This is a genomic window from Bradyrhizobium sp., from assembly GCF_035701725.1.
Taxonomy (GTDB): Bacteria; Pseudomonadota; Alphaproteobacteria; order Rhizobiales; family Xanthobacteraceae; genus Bradyrhizobium.
The window spans coordinates 21,886-40,702 of the sequence record NZ_DASSRP010000399.1; the positions used below are offsets into that span (position 1 = coordinate 21,886).

The window sequence follows — 18,817 nt, forward strand, 5'->3', positions numbered from 1 at the left end:
GTATGGCGAAAAAGTCGCTTCCGCTTCCCTTTCAAGCAAATGGGATTCTCTCTCGGGCAAGTTTCAGCCTTTCGAAGCAGATAGGGATACAGGTCAACGATAATTCGAAAACTGGGCCGCGCCCGCGGAACCCATAGTTCAAAACTGGGAGGAACCACGATGCGAAAAGTCTTACTCGCGACTGGTCTTGGTGCGATGGCGGCGGTCGCCGCAGGAAGCGCCGGAGCCAACGACGGCCTGAATCGGATGTCGCAGAATCCGGCCCAGTGGGCGATGCCCACGGGCGATTATGCCAACACGCGCTACTCCAAACTCAAGCAGATCAACTCTTCAAACGTCGGCAAATTGCAGGTCGCCTGGACCTTCTCGACCGGCGTGTTGCGCGGTCACGAAGGTGGGCCGCTCATTATCGATAACATAATGTACGTTCACACCCCCTTCCCCAACAAGGTCTACGCTCTTGACCTTTCCAACGATAACAAGATCGTCTGGAGCTACGAGCCGAAGCAGGACCCGAACGTCATTCCGGTGATGTGCTGCGATACGGTCAATCGCGGCGTCGCTTACGGCGATGGCAAGATCTTCCTGCATCAAGCCGATGACAAGCTGGTGGCGCTCAACGCCAAGAACGGCAATGTCGAATGGAGCATCGCCAACGGCGATCCGACCAAGGGGCAAACCGGCACCTCCGCGCCGATGGTCGTCAAGGACAAGGTCCTGGTGGGAACTTCCGGCGGCGAATTCGGCGTCCAGTGCAGCATGACCGCCTACAACATCAAGGACGGCAAGCAGGTCTGGAAAGCCTATTCCGAAGGTCCGGACGATCAGATCCTGTTCGACGACAAGACCACTTCGCTCGGCAAACCGGTCGGCAAGGACTCGAGCATCAAGACCTGGGAAGGCGATCAGTGGAAGATCGGCGGCGGCTGCACCTGGGGCTGGCTCGCCTATGATCCGTCGCTCGATCTCGTTTATTACGGATCGGGTAATCCCTCGACCTGGAATCCGAAACAGCGACCCGGCGACAACAAATGGTCGATGACCATTTTCGCCCGTAACCCGGATAATGGTACGGCGAAGTGGGTCTATCAGATGACGCCCCATGATGAGTGGGACTATGACGGCGTCAACGAGATGATCCTCACCGATCAATCGATCGACGGAAAAGCCCGCAAGCTGTTGACCCATTTTGACCGCAACGGCCTCGGCTATACGCTTGATCGTACCAACGGCGAACTGCTGGTCGCCCAGAAGTATGATCCGAAGGTCAACTGGACCTCTGGCGTCGACATGAACAAGAGCTCGCCAACCTACGGCCGGCCCAAGGTGCTCGACGAATATTCGACCGACAAGCAGGGCGAAGACCATAACGTGAAGGGTATCTGCCCGGCCGCGCTCGGTTCGAAGGACGAGCAGCCGGCAGCCTACTCACCGGACACGCAACTGTTCTACGTGCCGACCAACCACGTCTGCATGGACTACGAACCGTTCAAGGTGAGCTACACCGCAGGTCAGCCCTATGTGGGCGCGACGCTGTCGATGTATCCGCCTCCCGGCGAGACCAACATGGGCAACTTCATCGCCTGGGATAACAAGACGGGCAAGATCGTCTGGTCGAACAAGGAGCAGTTCTCGGTGTGGTCAGGCGCGCTCGCGACCGCCGGTGGCGTCGTGTTCTACGGCACGCTGGAAGGTTACCTGAAGGCTGTCGACGCCAAGACGGGCAAGGAACTCTACAAGTTCAAGACGCCGTCCGGCATCATCGGCAACGTCACGACCTATGAGCACAATGGCAAGCAATACGTTGCCGTGCTCTCGGGTGTCGGTGGCTGGGCCGGCATCGGTCTCGCGGCCGGCTTGACCGATCCAACCGCGGGTCTGGGCGCTGTCGGCGGCTACGCTGCGCTGAGCAACTACACGGCGCTCGGCGGAACACTCACCGTGTTCACATTGCCGCAGTGAGCTGAAGGCTCTCGTTCCGGCGCGTTGGGTTTCGTCCCGCGCGCCGGATCACGCGACATCGACAGCCGAGGACAAGCTCTTGCGTATCGTCTACCTCATGACCGCAGCGGCCATGCTGTTCGCTGCTGGCGGGTCCGCCTTCGCCGATGGTTCGGGCGATCCTGCAGCGGTGAAATCGGAGAACGGAAAGTATCTCGATAAACAGGGCAACCCGACCTACAAGATCCAACAAGACGGCACGGTCGATTGGTACACCTATTCGGGATACCGCCGCTATCACTCCGAGTGCCACGTCTGCCATGGCCCCGACGGCATGGGATCGACCTACGCACCGGCGCTGAAAGACTCGCTGAAGACGATGAGTTACGGCGAATTTCTCGCGACGGTCGCGAGCGGACGCAAGAATGTCAGTACGGCGCAGGAAAACGTCATGCCCGCGTTCGGCGATAACCCGAACGTCACCTGCTATCTGGACGATATCTTCGTCTATTTGAGAGCTCGGGCCAATGATGCGGTCGGGCGGGCACGCCCAGCCAAACACGAAGATAAGACGCCTGCCTACACCCAGGCCGAGAATTCCTGTATGGGCACCAAGCACTGAAGCCGAGCAAAACAGGATCAGACCATGAAGACACGTGCCGCCGTCGCATTCGAAGCCAAGAAGCCGCTGGAAATCGTCGAACTCGATCTTGAAGGACCGAAGGCCGGCGAAGTCCTTGTCGAGATCAAGGCCACAGGCATTTGCCATACCGACGCCTACACGCTCGACGGATTAGACAGCGAAGGCATCTTTCCATCCATCCTCGGTCATGAGGGGGCCGGGATCGTGCGCGAGATCGGCCCCGGCGTCACCTCGGTAAAGGCTGGCGACCACGTTATTCCGCTCTACACGCCGGAATGCCGCCAATGCAAAAGCTGCCTCAGCCAGAAAACCAACCTCTGCACGGCGATCCGCGCCACGCAGGGCAAAGGGTTGATGCCGGACGGCACCTCTCGCTTTAGTTACAAAGGCAAACCGATCTATCACTACATGGGATGTTCGACCTTCTCGAACTTCACGGTGCTGCCCGAAATCGCCGTTGCGAAAATTCGTGAGGACGCGCCGTTCGACAAGAGCTGTTATATCGGCTGCGGCGTTACGACCGGCGTCGGCGCGGTCACCAACACCGCCAAGGTTACGCCGGGCGCCAACGTGGTCGTGTTCGGGCTCGGAGGCATCGGGCTGAACGTCATCCAGGGCGCCAAGATGGTAGGCGCCAACAAAATCGTCGGCGTCGACATCAACGATTCCAAGGAAGAATGGGGCCGCAGATTCGGCATGACCGACTTTGTGAATCCGAAGAAGATTTCAGGCGATATCGTCCAGCATCTCGTCACCCTCACCGATGGCGGCGCCGATTTCACCTTCGACTGCACCGGCAACACGACCGTGATGCGCCAGGCGCTCGAGGCCTGTCATCGCGGCTGGGGCGTTTCCGTCATCATTGGCGTTGCGGAAGCCGGCAAGGAGATTGCCACGCGGCCGTTCCAGCTCGTCACCGGTCGCGTCTGGAAGGGTACCGCGTTCGGCGGCGCGCGCGGCCGCACCGACGTTCCCAAGATCGTCGACTGGTACATGGATGGAAAGATTCAGATCGACCCGATGATCACCCACACCCTCAAGCTCGAGGACATCAACAAGGGATTCGATCTGATGCATGAAGGGAAATCGATCCGCTCGGTCGTCGTGTACTGACTGCCAGAATTACAAACGCAAAGGAGGATAGGCCCATGAACGTTCATATCCATCCCTCGGTCGACAATGGTGTGAAGAAAGGCTCAGGCAGCTTTTCCGGTGGCACGCTGGTCTGCAAATGCAAGGACAGGCCAGTCAAAGTCGGGATCAAGGGTGACGTCGCTCACAACCATGCCTGCGGCTGCACCCAGTGCTGGAAGCCGGACGGCGCGGTCTTTTCGGTGGTGGCCGTGGTCCCACGCGAAAATGTCACCGTGCTGGAGAATGGCGACAAGCTGCATATCGTCGATCCCTCGAAGACTATTCAGCGTTACGCCTGCAAGGCGTGCGGCACGCACATGTACGGCCGCATCGAAAACAAGGGGCATCCGTTCTACGGCCTGGACTTCATCCATCCCGAGCTGTTCCAGGAATCCGGATCGGCGGCCCCGGGATTTGCGGCATTCGTATCCTCGGTCATCGAGTCCGGCGTCAAGCCGGAGCAGATGGATGGCATTCGGGCGCGTCTGAAAGAGCTGGGGCTTGAGCCCTATGACTGCCTGTCTCCGGCGCTGATGGACGCCATCGCCACCCACGTCGCGAAATCCAAAGCGGCTTGAGGTCGACAGCCGCTTGGAGGGCGGCCTGGCTGAAGGACAAGGATCAAATGACCGCGGGACACATCGAAACGAGGTGCCCCGCGCGACTGAAAGGGAAAAAAGCCGGCACTCTCCCAACCGGCAAATCGGGTCTAGACGCAGCCTCCTCCCGGACCCGTAACTGAAGGCCTCGCTTGCAGTGTGCAGCGAGGCCGCCTTTTGCGCGAATCAGCCACGCTCCGTGCTTGTACGGGGCGGGAATAGCTGTGGATTGGCCAATTGGCACGAACGCTGCATGGTAAAACCAGCCGGTTACTTATTCGGATGGAGATTCCATGCTCGTTACCCTCGTCGCGCTTTTGTGCAACGGCCAGGTCTGCCTGGAAAAGGTCGTTACCAACAGCGAACAGTCCAGCATCTCAATGATGGATTGCTCGGTTCACGCCCAGATGGGCATCGCCGAATGGCTTCAGAATGGTCCCTACAGGACCTGGCGCCTTGAAAGCTACAAGTGCGTCTTGGGCAAATACACGCCGAAAGGTCAGGCCTGACGTATCAGGCGCCATCCACTCGTCGAATCAGCTCCCTTCGCCTGAAGGTCGCAAAGTGCCGCATGAAGCTATAGTCGCGGGGCAATTTTCGCGACGTCGAGCCTTGGCCTTTGGTACACCACATGCATGCCAAATCGCCTATCACGCGAAATCCGCCGAGCAAAAAACAGAAATCTTTGCAGTTCAGACTCTTTCAAACAGCATAACTAAAATCGAAGCGCCGACGATACGCTGACCCGAACTGGCCCGAAGGCCGGCACAAAAAAATGGGGAGGCAACAATGCATCGTCAGGCATGGCGGGCGGCCGCGACTCTTATCATCTTCGTCTTGTGGGTTATTGGGCCGGCGCGAGGCGCCGATTCCGAAATAGACAAGCTGCTTCGAAGCCCGGTCGGCAAAGACTGGGTGACCAACGGCGGCAACCTGACCAACAATCGCTATTCCACGTTAAAGCAGATCGACACCACGAACGTCGGCAAGCTCAAGGGCGCCTGGATGACCCGACTGAAAGGGTCGGGCGTTGGCGGCAAATATTCTCTCGAGGCATCGCCACTGGTGAAAGACGGCATCATGTATGTCGTCACCGGCAACGACGACGTCTTCGCGCTCAACGCCAAAACCGGCGAGATCATTTGGGAATACTGGTCCGGCATCGAGCAGAACATATCGACGGTATGCTGCGGCTGGGTCAATCGCGGTCTGGCGATGGGTGACGGGCTGATCTACCTCGGACAACTCGACGCTAACGTCGTTGCGCTTGATATGAAGACGGGCAAGGTCGCCTGGAAGACGGCGATTGAGAAATGGCAAAACGGTTACGGCATTACCAGCGCGCCGCTCTATTACGACGGCATGATCTATAGCGGCATCACCGGCGGCGAATTCGGAGTCCGCGGCCGGCTGACGGCGCTCGATGCCAGGACCGGCGAGATCAAATGGCGCTGGTTCACCCTGCCCGCTCCCGGCGAGAAAGGCAGCGAGACCTGGCCTGCCGGCACCGATCACTCGATGCGCGGCGGTGCCGCGATCTGGAACACGCCAGCGGTCGATCCTGAGCTTGGTCTGCTCTATTTTGCGGTCGGCAATTGCGGCCCCGACTACGATGGCTCGATGCGCGAGGGCGATAACCTGTTCTGTACCTCCATGGTCGCCCTGAAAGCCAAGACCGGGGAATATGCGTGGCACTTCCAGCAGGTGCATCACGACATCTGGGACTATGACGCCGCGAGCCCGGTTGTGCTGTTCGACACCGTCATCGATGGTCAGCCGCGAAAGGGCATAGCCGAGGCTGGCCGCACCGGTTGGGTCTACATCCTCGATCGCACCAATGGCAAACCGCTGATCGGCATCAACGAGAAGCCTGTGCCGCAGGAGCCGCGGCAGAAGACGGCGGCGACGCAACCGATTCCGGTGGGTGACCCCGTCGTGCCGCAATGTGCCGAGAAGATTCCGGGCTACGACGATGTTGGCTGTCTCTATACGCCATTCTGGGAAACCCCCGTGCTGATCCAGCCGTCCGGCGTGGGCGGCACCAACTGGTCGCCAATGCCGTACAGTCCGGATACCGGCTATCTCTATGTGCCAGGCACGGTGCGAACTAGCGCGTTCTTGCGTAACAGCAGCCAGTACACGAACGGACAACGCTACACCGGAGGCAGTCAGGCGGCGCCAATCGGCTCGCCGATGACCGGCACCTTTACGGCGATCGATGCCAAAACCAACAAGATCGCCTGGCAAACCAAGACGCCCTATCGTGTCGGTGGCGGTGGCGGCTCGACCGTGACCGCCGGTGGACTGGTGCTTCGCGGCGAGCCTGATGGCAACTTCCTCGCGCTCGATGCCAAGACCGGCCAGGAGCTGTTCCGCTTCCAGACCGGATTTGGCGCGGACGCGCCGCCCGTTGTCTACGAGGTCGATGGCGAGGAATTCATCGCGATCGCGACCGGCGGCAACCAGATGCAGGGCAGTGCCTACGGCGATGCCATCTGGACCTTCTCCCTGAAGGGCCAGCTGGGCCCGTTGTGGGCGCCGCCGCCGCCGCAGACGGTGGCCGGTCCGACCGGGCCGATCGCAGCAGGGGCCGATACGATCAAGATCGGCGCCAACAATACCGAGTACAGCTTCTCTCCAGCTCGCACGCGGATCAAGAGTGGCACAACGCTGACCTTCACCAATGTCGGTGACATTCCGCATGACGCCAGCGGATTGCAGCCGAGCAACAGTTGGAGCACAGGTGCCTTGGCCCAGGGCGAAACGAAGACGGTCAAGTTCGACAAGCCCGGCATCTACTACTACATCTGCTCGCCACATCCCTGGATGTACGGTCAGGTGATCGTCGAGTGATCAACCGGCATTGAGTACGATCCATGCGCCTTCTCGGGGGTTTCTCGCGAGAAGGCGTTGTTTTTCGGGAGTTCACGGCGTGACGTTGTCCGATCGTAAAGTGCGTTCAACTATTGGAGTGGCGCGCGGACGCATTTGGCTTGCGGTCGCGGCTTGCGCGTTCTTGTCCACGCCTTTGACCGCGAACGAGGCCGCCGAACCCTCCCCGACAGAATTGATCGAGGGCCTGATATCCGGCCGCGCGCCAGTCGGCGGTCCATTCGAACTGACCGATCAGGCGGGACATCGCCGCACCGATGCCGATTTCCGCGGCAAGCTCGTCGTGCTGTATTTCGGCTATACCTATTGTCCGGATGTATGTCCGACCGAACTGCAATCGATTTCGCTTGCGCTCGACAAGCTCGGGACACTCTCCGAGGCGGTGCAGCCGCTGTTCATTACTGTCGATCCCGAGCGTGATACGCCGGCACGGCTTGCCGAATTCGTCTCTTCGTTTCACCCGCGATTGATCGGTTTGACCGGATCGGTTGCCGATATCAAGAAAACCGCAATCGCGTACCGGACGTTCTTTGCCAAGAACAGCGCCACCGCGCCGGGCGAGTACTCGGTCGATCACACTGGCTTCATCTACCTGATCGGCAAGGACGGAAAATATCTCGGCTTTCTGCCGCCCGGCGTGACACCTGACGAAATTGCGGATGCCATTCGCGCGCGACTTGAGCCGTAATGGCGTGACTTGGTGCTTTGCCGATTTGGAGGACATGATGCGCAGGAACAAGCGGCCTAGCGGGGCGGAACAAGCCGCCGGAAACGGACTTCTCCACCGGCGTCTTTTTCTGAGCGCTGGTGCGGCGGCGATCGGAAGTTCGGCGCTGCCCGAGACCACCGCCGCGGCCGAAACACTAGCGATCGAACCCTGGATGAAAACGCCGGGTTCACCCTTTACGGCTTATGGACAGCCTTCGAAATATGCCGGCAAGATCATACGCACATTCGCAAGTGCGCCGGGCACCACAGGAACCGGAACCTCGCGCACGCCGCACCACCTCCTCGAGGGCACGATCACGCCGAATGGGCTTCATTTCGAGCGCCACCATGCCGGCATCCCCGACATCAATCCGGAAGCGCATCGGCTCCTGATCCACGGCCGCGTCAAACGGCCGCTGGTCTTCACGCTCGATTCTCTGATGCGCTACCCGATGGAGTCTCGTGTCGCTTTCATCGAATGCGCCGGCAACAGTTCTGTGCTCTATCAAAAGGAGCCGGCGCAGGCCGGTGTTCAGCCAATTCACGGGCTGCTATCATGCGCCGAATGGACCGGCGTGAGGCTCGCCACGCTCTTGCAGGAGGCTGGTGTTGAGCCGGGTGCGCAATGGCTTCTCGCCGAGGGCGCGGACGCATCCGGCATGAGCCGCAGCGTTCCGCTTGCCAAAGCAATGGATGATGCGCTGATTGCGATCTACCAGAACGGCGAACCCGTGCGGCCCTCCAATGGCTATCCGATGCGGCTGCTGCTGCCGGGCTATGAAGGCAACATGAACGTCAAATGGCTGCGGCGGCTCAAGCTGACCGAAGGGCCGACGATGACCAAGGACGAGACCTCGAAGTACACAATCCTGCTCAACGACGGAAAATCGCTGCAGTTCTGTTTCGCGCAGGAAGCCAAATCAGTCATCACGCGTCCCTCCCCCGGCCTGACCATGGGTGCCGCCGGTCTCTATGAGATCGCGGGGCTTGCCTGGTCCGGCTATGGAAAGATTACGAAGGTCGAAGTCTCCGCGGACGGCGGCGCGAGTTGGACGTTGGCGGCGCTTCAGGAGCCGGTACTGCCGAACGCGATCACGCGTTTCCGTGCGCCCTGGCGTTGGGATGGCGGACCCGCCGTTCTTCAGAGCCGGGCAGCCGACGATTCCGGATATGTGCAGCCGTCGCGGGCCAAACTGATCGCCGACCGTGGCGCCAGAGGCGCCTATCACTTCAACGGGATCACCAGTTGGAGCGTGGCGCAAGGCGGCGAGGTCAAACATGTCTACGCATAAGGCGCGCCTTGCGGCCTGGTTGGCTCTCTTTGTCTGGCACAGTGCGGCGCTGGCGGAGAGCCCCAATCTCGGAAAGGCTGTCAGCGCCGAGGAGATCACCTCGTGGGATGTCAGCATTGGTCCTGATGGTGCAGGTCTGCCGCCGGGCAGCGGTACACCGCAGCAAGGTGAACAGGTCTATGTTGCGAAGTGTCTTGGCTGCCATGGCGAGAAGGGTGCAGGCAAGCCAAACGACCGGCTGGTTGGCGGACCCGACCTGCTCGCGCCGGGCCAGGCGCCCGTCAAGACGGTCGGCAATTTCTGGCCCTATGCCACCACCGTGTTCGATTACGTTCGCCGCGCGATGCCGTTGAACGATCCAAAATCGCTCAGGGATGAAGAGGTCTATGCCGTCGTCGCCTATCTGCTTTGGCAGAATGGAGTGATCGGTGAAAACGATACGATTGATGCCAAGACGCTGCCGGCGGTGCGCATGCCTAACCGGGACGGATTTGTGCGGTTCTCCCGGGGGCAATAACCCCTGCCTGAGGTCCGCATGCGGTCTTCAGGCAGCCGCTTGACGCCGGTCCGGCCCTTGAAATCAGGGCACTGAACGTGTTGTTGTCCCGCGCGGCAGAGGGGAAGCCCAAAGGAACCGGAGACAGCAGAATGACCTACCCGAATGTGCAGTTGTATATCGATGGCAGATGGCGTCCCGCCGCTTCCGGAAAGACCATACCCGTCCTTAATCCCGCAACCGAAGAGGTAGTCGGCACCGTCGCCCATGCCGCGAAGGCCGATCTCGACGAAGCGCTGCAAGCAGCCGAAAAAGGCTTCAAAGCCTGGCGCATGGTCTCCTCCCTCGAGCGCTCCAAGCTGATGCGCAAAGCGGCCGAGTTGATCCGCGAGCGTGCCGAAAAAATCGCGACCATCATGACCACTGAGCAAGGCAAGATCCTGGCCGAGGCCAGGATCGAGACGCTGTCGGCCGCCGACACCATCGAGTGGTTCGCCGAGGAGGGCCGACGCGCCTATGGACGCCTGATTCCGGCGCGCGCCCCCGGCGTCTACCAGATGGCCATCAAGGATCCCGTCGGTCCGGTTGCCGCCTTCACGCCCTGGAATTTCCCGATCAATCAGGTGGTGAAAAAAATGAGCGCCGCGCTGGCTGCCGGCTGCTCGATCATCGTCAAGGCACCGGAAGAGACACCGGCCTCGCCCGCCGAACTGATCCGGGCATTCGCCGATGCGGGCGTGCCGGCCGGCGTGATCAATCTGGTCTATGGCGTGCCGTCCGAAATCTCCGAATATCTGATTCCGCATCCGGTGATCCGGAAGATCTCCTTCACCGGCTCGACCACCGTCGGCAAGCATCTCGCGGCCATGGCGGGTCAACACATGAAGCGCGTAACCATGGAACTCGGCGGTCACGCTCCCGTCATCGTGTTCGACGATGCCGACGTGGAATCCGCCGCCAAGATCATGGTCGCCGCCAAGTATCGCAACGCCGGTCAGGTCTGTATCTCGCCGACGCGCTTCCTGGTGCAGGAAGGCGTCTACGACAAGTTCATCAAGCAGTTTGTCGATGGCGCCAAGGCGCTCAAGATCGGTAACGGTCTCGACGCCGGATCCACGATGGGGGCGCTTGCCAACGACCGCCGCGTCGCGGCGATCGAGACCATGGTGCAGGATGCCGTCGGCAAAGGTGCCAAGGTTGCGACGGGCGGTAATCGCGTCGGCAACAAGGGGTACTTTTTCGAACCCACCGTCGTGACCGACGTGCCGAAGTCGGCCCGCGCGATGAACGAGGAACCGTTCTCACCATTGGCACTCATCTCGCCGTTCTCGAAATTCGATGACGCCGCGGAAGAAGCCAACCGTCTGCCGTTCGGCCTGGCATCCTATGCCTTCACCAAATCTGCCAAGACGGCGACCGCAATCGGTGCGGCGGTCGAGGCGGGCATGATGTCGATCAACCATTTCGCTTTGGCGCTGCCGGAGACGCCGTTCGGTGGCATGAAGGACTCTGGCTACGGTTCGGAAGGCGGCATCGAAGGGCTCGACGCCTATCTCAGCACCAAGTTCATCACCCAGACCGGCGTGTAAGCCGATAACGAGGAGCAAGCCACCGTCGGGTGGCTTGCTCCTCATCAACGATCATGCGGACAGATGCTGGAAACGGCCAGCTATTGAGCGGCGGATTTTGTGAAGGCGACGCCGATCCGCTTTTCGCGAATCCAGATCACGCGGCAGTTGTGGGTCGAGGAGTCCTTTGCCATCACCAGGCGAAATTGACCGGGAACGAAGGCAGGATTTTCGACATCAAGCGCGGCCCCGTCCGGCGAGATATTCCGCACCACGCAACGCATGACCGATCCGCCAGCCGACACGTAGGCTGGTTCGTTGATCTCAGTTCGCTGGTGTTTGCGCTTCTCTTCCATGGGTGCCGTCAGAATCCCTCTAACTCGCCAATCTAGCTCCAAAACCTAAAGAAAATATCCGTAGTGATGCGGGCCTGGCCGCGAGCCCCGGTCCCAAGGTCAGGTCCCGCCCGATCGCAGCGCTGCCGAATAGCAGAATTGAGGCGGCTTGGCTTCCGCGAAGCGGATCAGCGAGCTAGCCTTTCGACCCCGGCCGGCACTTCAGGCGCAATCCCGGTTCGGCAAAAACAAGCGCCACGGAAACGCTGCTCCCCAAGGAGATGCCATGTTCGAGATTCTCGATCGGCAGACGCGCCTGACCGGCAATCAAATCAAGATTCTTGTCGCAGCCATTTTCGGCGATGCGCTCGAATTCTTCGACTACTTCCTCATAGGCTTTGTGCTCGCATTCCTGATTGGCCCGTGGAAACTGACGTTCGGCCAGTCGGCAACCGTGCTGATGAGTTCGGGGATCGGCGCCATCGTCGGCGCTTTCGGTTGGGGCTGGCTCGCTGATCGCATCGGCCGGCGCAAGGTCTTCATCGGCACGGTTCTGAACTTCTCGTTTGCGACCGGCCTTCTGTATTTCACGCCAGACAACGGCTGGATCTATCTCGCGGTCATGCGCTTTTTCGTCGGACTTGGCGTCGGCGGGCTTTACTGCGTCGACCTGCCGCTGGTGCAGGAATTCATGCCGTCATCGAAACGCGGCTGGACCGGAGGTCTGGTGACCTGCGTCATCCCGCTTGGCGTCGGCCTCGGCGCGGTGCTGGGTTCCGCAATCGGCTCCGGCGAGTGGCGGCTGCTGTTTGCCATCGGCGTGTTGCCTGCGCTGCTGGTACTTCTGGTTCGTGTCTGGGTTCCGGAATCGCCGCGATGGCTTTGCCGACAGGGTCGCTACGAAGAAGCGCGAAAGTCGCTGGCCTGGGCCCTACGGATAGACCCCGCATCCTTGCCGTTGCCGACCGCGGCGGACGCCGGATCAATCCGCCGAAGCAATTGGCTTGATCTCTTCAAATACCCACGAAGCCTGCTGGTATCGTGGCTCGGCAATGCCGGAGCACAGACCGGCGTCTATGGCATCACGCTGTGGGCGCCTGCGCTGTTCGTGCTGCTGCTGAAGGTCTCGCCACAAGAGGCTGCAAAGATGATGATCCTTTTGAGCGTGTTCGGTTTCGTCGGACGACTCTCGTTTTCGTTCTTCTCGGAATGGTTCGGTCGACGCACTGCCGGCGGACTGCTCGGCTTCGGCGCCGGCCTGCTCACGATCCTCGCCGGCTACAACTACGACGCCACGGTGATGGGAATTTCTCTGTTCTGGCTGTTGCTCGCTGCAGGCTTCTTCTTTGCAGATGGCGGTTTTGCGCTCGTCGGTCCTTATGCAGCCGAGGTCTGGCCCGCGCACCTGCGGACTTCCGGCATGGGATCCGCCTACGGCTTTGGTGGAATCGGCAAGATCATTGGTCCGGTCGGCCTCGCTTTGATCGTTGGCAGCGGCAATTATCTCAAGCCTGACGTACCCTTAACCCAGATTCCTCTGGCTTTCCTTTATCTCGGATGCTGGTTCTTGATGGCCGGCTCGGTGTACTATTTTTTCGGCTTGGAGACCCGTGGCAAATCTATTGAGCAGATCGATGCGGAACTGGCGTTGAAGGCCTGACGCGCGCTCGCTCATGCGAACCAAAAAGAACACTTCGAAGGAGAACGACCATGCCGCTCGGCGGACTACAGCATTACACGATCGAACCTGCAGACCTCGAACGCACCAAGGACTTCTATTGCGATGTGCTTGGACTGGAGAACGGCGATCGGCCGCCGCTCGGTTTTCCGGGCTACTGGCTCTACTCGGGAGGCGTCGCGACCGTCCATTTGATGGGCACGCGCCAGCCACGCGAGGGCATCGTCGTTCGCGGTACCGAGAAGAAATTCGAGAACACCGGGCGGCTGGATCACATTGCGTTCGCGGCGTCCGACGTCGAGGGTATGCGCAAACGTTTACAGTCCAATAACGTCAAATTTCGCGAAAGCATCGTGCCGCGTACCGGAGACACGCAATTCTTTCTCTACGATCCTGACGGTGTCGGCGTGGAACTGAATTTTCCGAAGGCTTGACGCTGTTGCGAACGCCAACCCCGCTCCGCTGGCCACGAGATTCCTGGTTCTTCCTTGAATCCAGACAAGGTCATAAGGCGGCCATATCTCGGGCGCGAAGCGGTCAGCTTTTCCTCAATTTTGCATGACGATTTGGGCTCCGCCGCCGCTGCGGCAGGATAGCCGGGTGCCTAGCCTTCCACCTACCCCAGGGCCTGAGTACCCGGCTATTCGCCGCCGCTTGAAATGGAAACGGCGGCAGATCCTTCTGCCGCCGCGATGTCCGTTGATGGCCTAGTCCAGCCCACGTTCGTGGCTTAGCCGCACCATTTCCGCAATGAATGTCGTTTTCTGCCTGTCGTCCAGGCTCATGAACAAGGGCTCGGCGGCGTCCGCCACCGCGCGCTGGTCAGCGGCACGGTCCACCAAAAACTGGGCCTCATTGCGCATCTGTTCCACGATATCGTCTGGTGGATCGCGCTTGGCGCGAGCAATCCGCAGATTAAGGCGCTCGGCGCCATTGTGGCCGAGATAGTGCATGGCGCTGTTGAAAGCCGACCAGTTCTTTTCCTGCTCCGGCGTCAACTTCAGTTCTGCCTTGATCCGGTCAATATAGGCGTCGCTGTTGGCCACAATCTGCTCGGCAGTCAATTCCGGCTCGCCGGGCTGTGTCAGGACCTCAATCGGTTTGGCCGAAGCGGTCGTGGCCGGCACCGGCACTGGAGAAGCCTTGGCGGTTTTCGTGGCTTTCGGTTTTGCCGACGTGGCTGGCTTGGCGGCATTGGCGGAGGGTTGTTGTTGCTGCTGCGGGGGCTGGTTCTGCGGCCTTTCATTGCCCACGCCCAACGCGCCACCAAAGACTCCGCCGATCGCGCCGATCGCTCCTCCCAATACGCCGCCAACAGGGCCGGCTGCCTTGTTGCCGGCCTCCGCGCCCTCCTGCATGCCCTTGACCAACCCTTGGGCAGAGGCCGCTTGAGGCGTACCCAGAAGCAGAACAACGATGGCCCCAAGGAACAATCCTGGTCGCAGATGCGTGGCCGGAATTGCGCGGATCATTTCGGACTCCATTTGATCGGCGTCGGGTGATGCGGATGATTGACTTTGAATCATCCACGATGACCGACATTATCGCTACCAGCGCAGACAAGTCCACGGTGGCCCAGGCGCCTGGGAGTCCAAGTTAGGTCGGCGGCCCCGACCAGCTCTGATGCACTTCCGAAAGCGCGCGCTCCGTGGTTTGCGGCGCAACAGGGCGCCGCTTGCCCGACGTGACCGTCGAAGCCGGCGCTGCAGGGGTGCGGCGAAACGCAACGATAGTTCTAGAGGCTCCGGTAGCCTCATTTCTCGACACCGGCTGCCAATTCTGGTCTGATCGGTCAAAACTTCGCGCCGACTTGTGAATGCAGGACCCGCCAGTGGTCTCGGCCAGACGAAGAAAAAACAGCAGAACATTGGAGGGAATGCGATGTCCAGGAGAAGGCTTTCTCGGCGGCAGTTCGTAGCCGCCACTGCGTTGTCATCCGCGGCCCTGATTTCGGCGCCCTATGTCAGATCGGCGCGGGCGGCCGGTACAGTTTCGATCGGCTTCTGGGACCACTGGGTTCCCGGCGCCAACAAAGCCTCCACCGATCTGGTCAATGAGTGGGCGGCCAAGGAAAAGGTCGAAGTTTCGATCGACTACATCACCAGCAACAACAAGAAGATTGAGCTGACCGCGGCGGCCGAGGCCCAGGCCAAGTCCGGCCACGACATTCTCCAGATGCCGTCCTGGTGGCCGCAGGCCTACGCCGAGCAGCTCGAGCCGCTCAACGACATCATGGAACCGCTGATCAAGCAGAATGGGGCGGTCAACGGCACGACCTCTTATCTCGGTCAATCCGGCGGCAAGTGGCTGGCCGTACCGGCGACGCCCGGCAGCCAGATCAAGGGGCCCTGCTCGCGCATCGATTTGATGAAGAAATTCGCCAACATCGACGTGCAGGAGATGTACCCGGCGGGCGCGCCTCCGAAAGACGACAACTGGACGCTCGATACATTCCTGAAAGCCGCGGAAGCCTGTCACAAGGCTGGCGCATCGTTCGGGATCGGTCTGGGCGAGACCACCGACAGTGTCGATACCGCGGGAGCCATTTTTCAGTCCTTTGGTGCCGAGCTTGTCAACGCCAAGGGCGACCTTACGGTGAAGACCGATGCGGTGCGGCAGGCGCTCGAATACTACAAGCAGCTGATCGCCGTTCTTCCACCCGACGCACCGTCCTGGGACGATGCCTCCAACAACAAGTGGCTGATCTCCGGCAAGGGCGCGCTCATCATGAATCCGCCAAGCGCCTGGGCGGTGGCCAAGCGGGATGCCCCGCAGGTCGCCGAGCAGTGCTGGACCCACGGCTGTCCCGCCGGTCCAAAAGGCCGCTTCGCACCCTTCCTGCCCTACTTCTGGGGCCTGTGGAGTTTCAGCAAGAACAAGGCGGCGGCCAAGAGCCTGCTCACCCATCTGTCGCAGCCGTCTTCGATCGAAAAATTCGTTCAGGTGAGCGGCGGTTACGACCTGCCCGCCTACGCGAACATGACCAAGTTCAAGACCTGGGCCGAGGAAGGGCCACCGAAGGGCACGCTCTACCACTACCCGGACCCCTACAATCGTCAGAAGATGTCGATCGCGGCGTCACCCGCGCCGCCCAAGATCGCCCAGCAGATCTATTTCCAGGCCACGTTGACCAAGATGGCGCTCCGTTACGCACGGGGCGAGAAGATGGAAGCAACACTCGCCTGGGCTGAGAGCGAGTGCGAGGGCTTCATGCGAAGCTAGAGTGGACATGACCGGAGCGGTTCAGGTTTCGTGCATCAACTGCTCCGGCATTCCATCCTTCGCTTTGCCTGATCGAAAGAAGCCGGCAAGCGCCGCAGGCTTCGCCACTCTGCAAGGAAGTTAACTGCATGGCCGATGTCGTCGTTGAGCAAGGTCAGGTTGCTGCCGCTCCCAGCGCTCGCAAGCGAACAGGCCTGCACAACGCGCTAAAGCGAAAGTCGACCGTGGCGTTCTTCCTGACGCTGCCTCTGATCGTCCTGATCGCGCTCCTTGTGCTTTATCCGGCGATCTATTCCGTCCACCTTGCAACCCTCAACAAATCGATGCAGCGGTTCGTCGGGTTCGGCAATTTCACCTTCCTGTTCAAGCGCGAAACGTTCTGGATGGTGGTCGAGCAGTCCTGCATCTTTGCGATCACCGCGGTGATCTTCAAGGCGCTGATCGGCTTTATCGTCGCCCATCTCGTCCACAACACGCCGGCAAAAGGACAGCGGAAATGGCGGGGCATGCTGCTGGTGCCCTGGGTGATACCGCCGGCCATGAGCACGCTCGCCTGGCTCTGGCTGTTCGATCCTTCCTACAGCGCCTTCAACTACACGCTTTCGTTGTTCGGCATCGGGCCGATTCCATGGCTTGGCGAAACCGGATGGGCGCGCTTCTCGGTCATCCTTGTCAACGTCTGGTATGGCGCGCCGTTCTTCATGATCATGTATCTAGCGGCGCTGAAGTCGGTTCCGGACCAGCTCTATGAAGCGGCCGCGATCGACGGCGCCAATTGGTGGCAGCGGATCTGGTACGTCACCTTGCCGATGATGCGCAATATCATCGCCATCACCACGCTGTTCTCGCTGATCGTGACGTTCGCTAATTTCGACATCGTGCGCATCCTGACCTCCGGCGGTCCGCTGGATACGACGCACTTGTTCGCCACCTGGGCGTTCCAGGTGGGCATCCAGAGCAGCGATATTCCGCTCGGCGCCAGCGTCTCGCTGTTCATGGTGCCGATCTTGGCTATTGCGGCGATATTCATCCTGCGCGATGTCAACAAACGCGGGAACGAAGCCTGATGAGCACCCTTGCAATCGACAAGGCTGGTCCTCGCCGCAAGGTCAAATACGGCAGCATGAGCCGCGACCGCGCTTGGGCGCTGCGCTGGTCGTATTTCTTCCTGATCCTGTTTGCGATCTTTTCGCTGACGCCGCCTGTCTACATGCTGATCACCTCGCTGAAGAGCAGCGCGGAAATCGGGGCCGCAACCAATCCGTGGTGGGTGTTCCATCCGACGCTGTCGAACTATGTCGAGCTTCTGACCTCGGATCAGTTCTTGCGCTTCTTCTGGAATTCCGCTGTCGTCTCCGTCGTAGTCGTGATCGTGACCATGCTGATCAGCGTACCGGCAGCGTTCGCGCTCGCCCGGATGAAATTCTGGGGCTCGGCAACGCTCGCGACCGGCGTATTCCTCACCTATCTCATTCCGGACAGCCTCTTGTTCATTCCCCTGTTCAAGATGCTGGCGGTCTTCCAGGACCTGACCGGCATCACACTGCTCAACAGATGGTACGTGCTGCTGTTCATCTATCCGACACTGACGGTGCCGTTTTGCACGTGGATCATGATCGGATACTTCGCGTCGATTCCCAAAGAGCTGGATGAAGCCGCAATCATCGACGGGGCGTCCTGGCTGCAGACGCTGATCCGGATCTTCATTCCGGTTGCCCTGCCCGGATTGATCGCCGCAACCATTTTCGCCTTCACCGTTTCCTGGGCTCAGTTCCTTTACCCGTTGGTGCTCACGACCTCGGTCGACCAGCTCGTGCTGCCCGTCGGCATCACGACCACGCTGATCAAGGGTGATGTGTTCAACTGGGGCCAGATCATGACCGGCGCCCTGCTCGGCGCTGCCCCGCCGCTCATCATCTATGCTTTCCTGATGGACTATTACATTGCCGGCCTTACGGCAGGCGCGACGAAGGGTTGAAGCCGATGGCCGAGGTGAATTTGCGCAAGGTGGTGAAGCGCTACGACGATGTGGAGGCCGTCCGTGGCATCGATCTCGACATCGCGGATCACGAGTTCGTCGTGCTGGTCGGCCCATCGGGCTGCGGCAAGTCGACGACGCTGCGGATGATCGCGGGGTTGGAAGACATTTCCGACGGCGACATCATGATCGGCGGCGACATCGTCAACGACGTGCCGCCGAAGGATCGCGATATCGCGATGGTATTCCAGAACTACGCCCTCTATCCGCATATGACGGTTGCGGAGAACATGTCATTCGGGCTGCGCCTGAAGCGCTATCCGAAGGCTGA

18 protein-coding genes are annotated in these 18,817 nt (G+C 60.3%); 16 read left to right on the top strand and 2 right to left on the bottom strand.

Features of this window, described 5'->3' with window-relative positions; translation table 11 throughout:
- Positions 1-159: 159 nt before the first annotated feature.
- From xoxF5 to VFL62_RS24315, 10 genes are all read left to right on the top strand, one after another.
- Entirely contained in the window at positions 160-1,962 is a 1,803-nt protein-coding gene (gene xoxF5, locus VFL62_RS24270) for a lanthanide-dependent methanol dehydrogenase XoxF5 (RefSeq protein WP_325174929.1), read from the top strand.
- 97 nt (positions 1,963-2,059) lie between these two features.
- Entirely contained in the window at positions 2,060-2,563 is a 504-nt protein-coding gene (locus VFL62_RS24275; RefSeq protein WP_414644835.1) for a c-type cytochrome, methanol metabolism-related, read from the top strand.
- A 24-nt stretch (positions 2,564-2,587) separates the two neighbouring features.
- Positions 2,588-3,697, top strand: a complete 1,110-nt coding sequence (locus VFL62_RS24280; RefSeq protein ID WP_325174930.1) for an S-(hydroxymethyl)glutathione dehydrogenase/class III alcohol dehydrogenase — start codon at positions 2,588-2,590, stop codon at positions 3,695-3,697.
- Between the two features lie 35 nt (positions 3,698-3,732).
- A complete protein-coding gene (gene gfa / locus VFL62_RS24285; protein ID WP_325174931.1) occupies positions 3,733-4,296 on the top strand; it encodes an S-(hydroxymethyl)glutathione synthase in 564 nt (187 codons plus the stop codon).
- 314 nt (positions 4,297-4,610) lie between these two features.
- A complete protein-coding gene (locus VFL62_RS24290) occupies positions 4,611-4,826 on the top strand; it encodes a hypothetical protein (RefSeq protein WP_325174932.1) in 216 nt (71 codons plus the stop codon).
- Between the two features lie 280 nt (positions 4,827-5,106).
- A complete protein-coding gene (locus VFL62_RS24295; RefSeq protein WP_325174933.1) occupies positions 5,107-7,170 on the top strand; it encodes a PQQ-binding-like beta-propeller repeat protein in 2,064 nt (687 codons plus the stop codon).
- A 163-nt stretch (positions 7,171-7,333) separates the two neighbouring features.
- Complete coding sequence (locus VFL62_RS24300) at positions 7,334-7,897, top strand: SCO family protein (RefSeq protein ID WP_325174934.1); 564 nt, start codon at positions 7,334-7,336, stop codon at positions 7,895-7,897.
- Between the two features lie 37 nt (positions 7,898-7,934).
- Positions 7,935-9,209: a sulfite dehydrogenase gene (gene soxC / locus VFL62_RS24305; RefSeq protein WP_325174935.1), complete on the top strand. Its 1,275-nt coding sequence runs from the start codon at positions 7,935-7,937 to the stop codon at positions 9,207-9,209.
- A 19-nt stretch (positions 9,210-9,228) separates the two neighbouring features.
- Complete coding sequence (locus VFL62_RS24310) at positions 9,229-9,726, top strand: cytochrome c (RefSeq protein ID WP_325174936.1); 498 nt, start codon at positions 9,229-9,231, stop codon at positions 9,724-9,726.
- A 131-nt stretch (positions 9,727-9,857) separates the two neighbouring features.
- Positions 9,858-11,294: an NAD-dependent succinate-semialdehyde dehydrogenase gene (locus tag VFL62_RS24315; RefSeq protein ID WP_325174937.1), complete on the top strand. Its 1,437-nt coding sequence runs from the start codon at positions 9,858-9,860 to the stop codon at positions 11,292-11,294.
- 80 nt (positions 11,295-11,374) lie between these two features.
- Here VFL62_RS24315 and VFL62_RS24320 read toward each other — a convergent pair whose 3' ends face one another.
- Positions 11,375-11,629 carry a PilZ domain-containing protein gene (locus VFL62_RS24320; RefSeq protein WP_325174938.1) on the bottom strand — a complete coding sequence of 85 codons (255 nt, stop codon included), beginning with the start codon at positions 11,627-11,629 and terminating at the stop codon, positions 11,375-11,377.
- A gap of 265 nt (positions 11,630-11,894) precedes the next feature.
- Between VFL62_RS24320 and VFL62_RS24325 the strand changes: the two genes are divergently transcribed.
- Positions 11,895-13,268: an MFS transporter gene (locus VFL62_RS24325; protein ID WP_325174939.1), complete on the top strand. Its 1,374-nt coding sequence runs from the start codon at positions 11,895-11,897 to the stop codon at positions 13,266-13,268.
- 50 nt (positions 13,269-13,318) lie between these two features.
- The gene (locus tag VFL62_RS24330; RefSeq protein ID WP_325174940.1) at positions 13,319-13,720 is read left to right on the top strand and encodes a VOC family protein; all 402 of its coding nucleotides are present in this window, start codon (positions 13,319-13,321) and stop codon (positions 13,718-13,720) included.
- A 273-nt stretch (positions 13,721-13,993) separates the two neighbouring features.
- Here the strand turns inward: VFL62_RS24330 and VFL62_RS24335 are convergent, their stop codons facing one another.
- On the bottom strand, positions 13,994-14,758 hold the full coding sequence (locus VFL62_RS24335) for a Spy/CpxP family protein refolding chaperone (protein WP_325174941.1): 765 nt from the start codon (positions 14,756-14,758) through the stop codon (positions 13,994-13,996).
- A 409-nt stretch (positions 14,759-15,167) separates the two neighbouring features.
- On the opposite strand from VFL62_RS24335, the gene VFL62_RS24340 reads away from it, so the two are divergent.
- The 4 genes from VFL62_RS24340 to VFL62_RS24355 form a co-directional block, all read left to right on the top strand.
- Positions 15,168-16,508 carry an ABC transporter substrate-binding protein gene (locus tag VFL62_RS24340; protein WP_325174942.1) on the top strand — a complete coding sequence of 447 codons (1,341 nt, stop codon included), beginning with the start codon at positions 15,168-15,170 and terminating at the stop codon, positions 16,506-16,508.
- Between the two features lie 128 nt (positions 16,509-16,636).
- The gene (locus tag VFL62_RS24345) at positions 16,637-17,575 is read left to right on the top strand and encodes a sugar ABC transporter permease (RefSeq protein WP_325174943.1); all 939 of its coding nucleotides are present in this window, start codon (positions 16,637-16,639) and stop codon (positions 17,573-17,575) included.
- Positions 17,575-18,486: a carbohydrate ABC transporter permease gene (locus VFL62_RS24350; RefSeq protein WP_325174944.1), complete on the top strand. Its 912-nt coding sequence runs from the start codon at positions 17,575-17,577 to the stop codon at positions 18,484-18,486. Before VFL62_RS24345 ends, VFL62_RS24350 begins: the two co-directional genes overlap by 1 nt.
- 5 nt (positions 18,487-18,491) lie before the next feature.
- Positions 18,492-18,817, top strand: a 326-nt coding sequence (locus tag VFL62_RS24355; protein ID WP_325174945.1) for an ABC transporter ATP-binding protein, incomplete at its 3' end; no start/stop codon positions are given.

Coding starts and splice junctions, on each gene's coding strand:
- xoxF5 (WP_325174929.1), top strand. CDS start 160: ATGCGAAAAGTCTTACTCGCGACTGGTCTTGGTGCGATGGCGGCGGTC.
- VFL62_RS24275 (WP_414644835.1), top strand. CDS start 2,060: ATGACCGCAGCGGCCATGCTGTTCGCTGCTGGCGGGTCCGCCTTCGCC.
- VFL62_RS24280 (WP_325174930.1), top strand. CDS start 2,588: ATGAAGACACGTGCCGCCGTCGCATTCGAAGCCAAGAAGCCGCTGGAA.
- gfa (WP_325174931.1), top strand. CDS start 3,733: ATGAACGTTCATATCCATCCCTCGGTCGACAATGGTGTGAAGAAAGGC.
- VFL62_RS24290 (WP_325174932.1), top strand. CDS start 4,611: ATGCTCGTTACCCTCGTCGCGCTTTTGTGCAACGGCCAGGTCTGCCTG.
- VFL62_RS24295 (WP_325174933.1), top strand. CDS start 5,107: ATGCATCGTCAGGCATGGCGGGCGGCCGCGACTCTTATCATCTTCGTC.
- soxC (WP_325174935.1), top strand. CDS start 7,935: ATGCGCAGGAACAAGCGGCCTAGCGGGGCGGAACAAGCCGCCGGAAAC.
- VFL62_RS24315 (WP_325174937.1), top strand. CDS start 9,858: ATGACCTACCCGAATGTGCAGTTGTATATCGATGGCAGATGGCGTCCC.
- VFL62_RS24320 (WP_325174938.1), bottom strand. CDS start 11,629: ATGGAAGAGAAGCGCAAACACCAGCGAACTGAGATCAACGAACCAGCC.
- VFL62_RS24325 (WP_325174939.1), top strand. CDS start 11,895: ATGTTCGAGATTCTCGATCGGCAGACGCGCCTGACCGGCAATCAAATC.
- VFL62_RS24330 (WP_325174940.1), top strand. CDS start 13,319: ATGCCGCTCGGCGGACTACAGCATTACACGATCGAACCTGCAGACCTC.
- VFL62_RS24335 (WP_325174941.1), bottom strand. CDS start 14,758: ATGATCCGCGCAATTCCGGCCACGCATCTGCGACCAGGATTGTTCCTT.
- VFL62_RS24340 (WP_325174942.1), top strand. CDS start 15,168: ATGTCCAGGAGAAGGCTTTCTCGGCGGCAGTTCGTAGCCGCCACTGCG.
- VFL62_RS24345 (WP_325174943.1), top strand. CDS start 16,637: ATGGCCGATGTCGTCGTTGAGCAAGGTCAGGTTGCTGCCGCTCCCAGC.
- VFL62_RS24350 (WP_325174944.1), top strand. CDS start 17,575: ATGAGCACCCTTGCAATCGACAAGGCTGGTCCTCGCCGCAAGGTCAAA.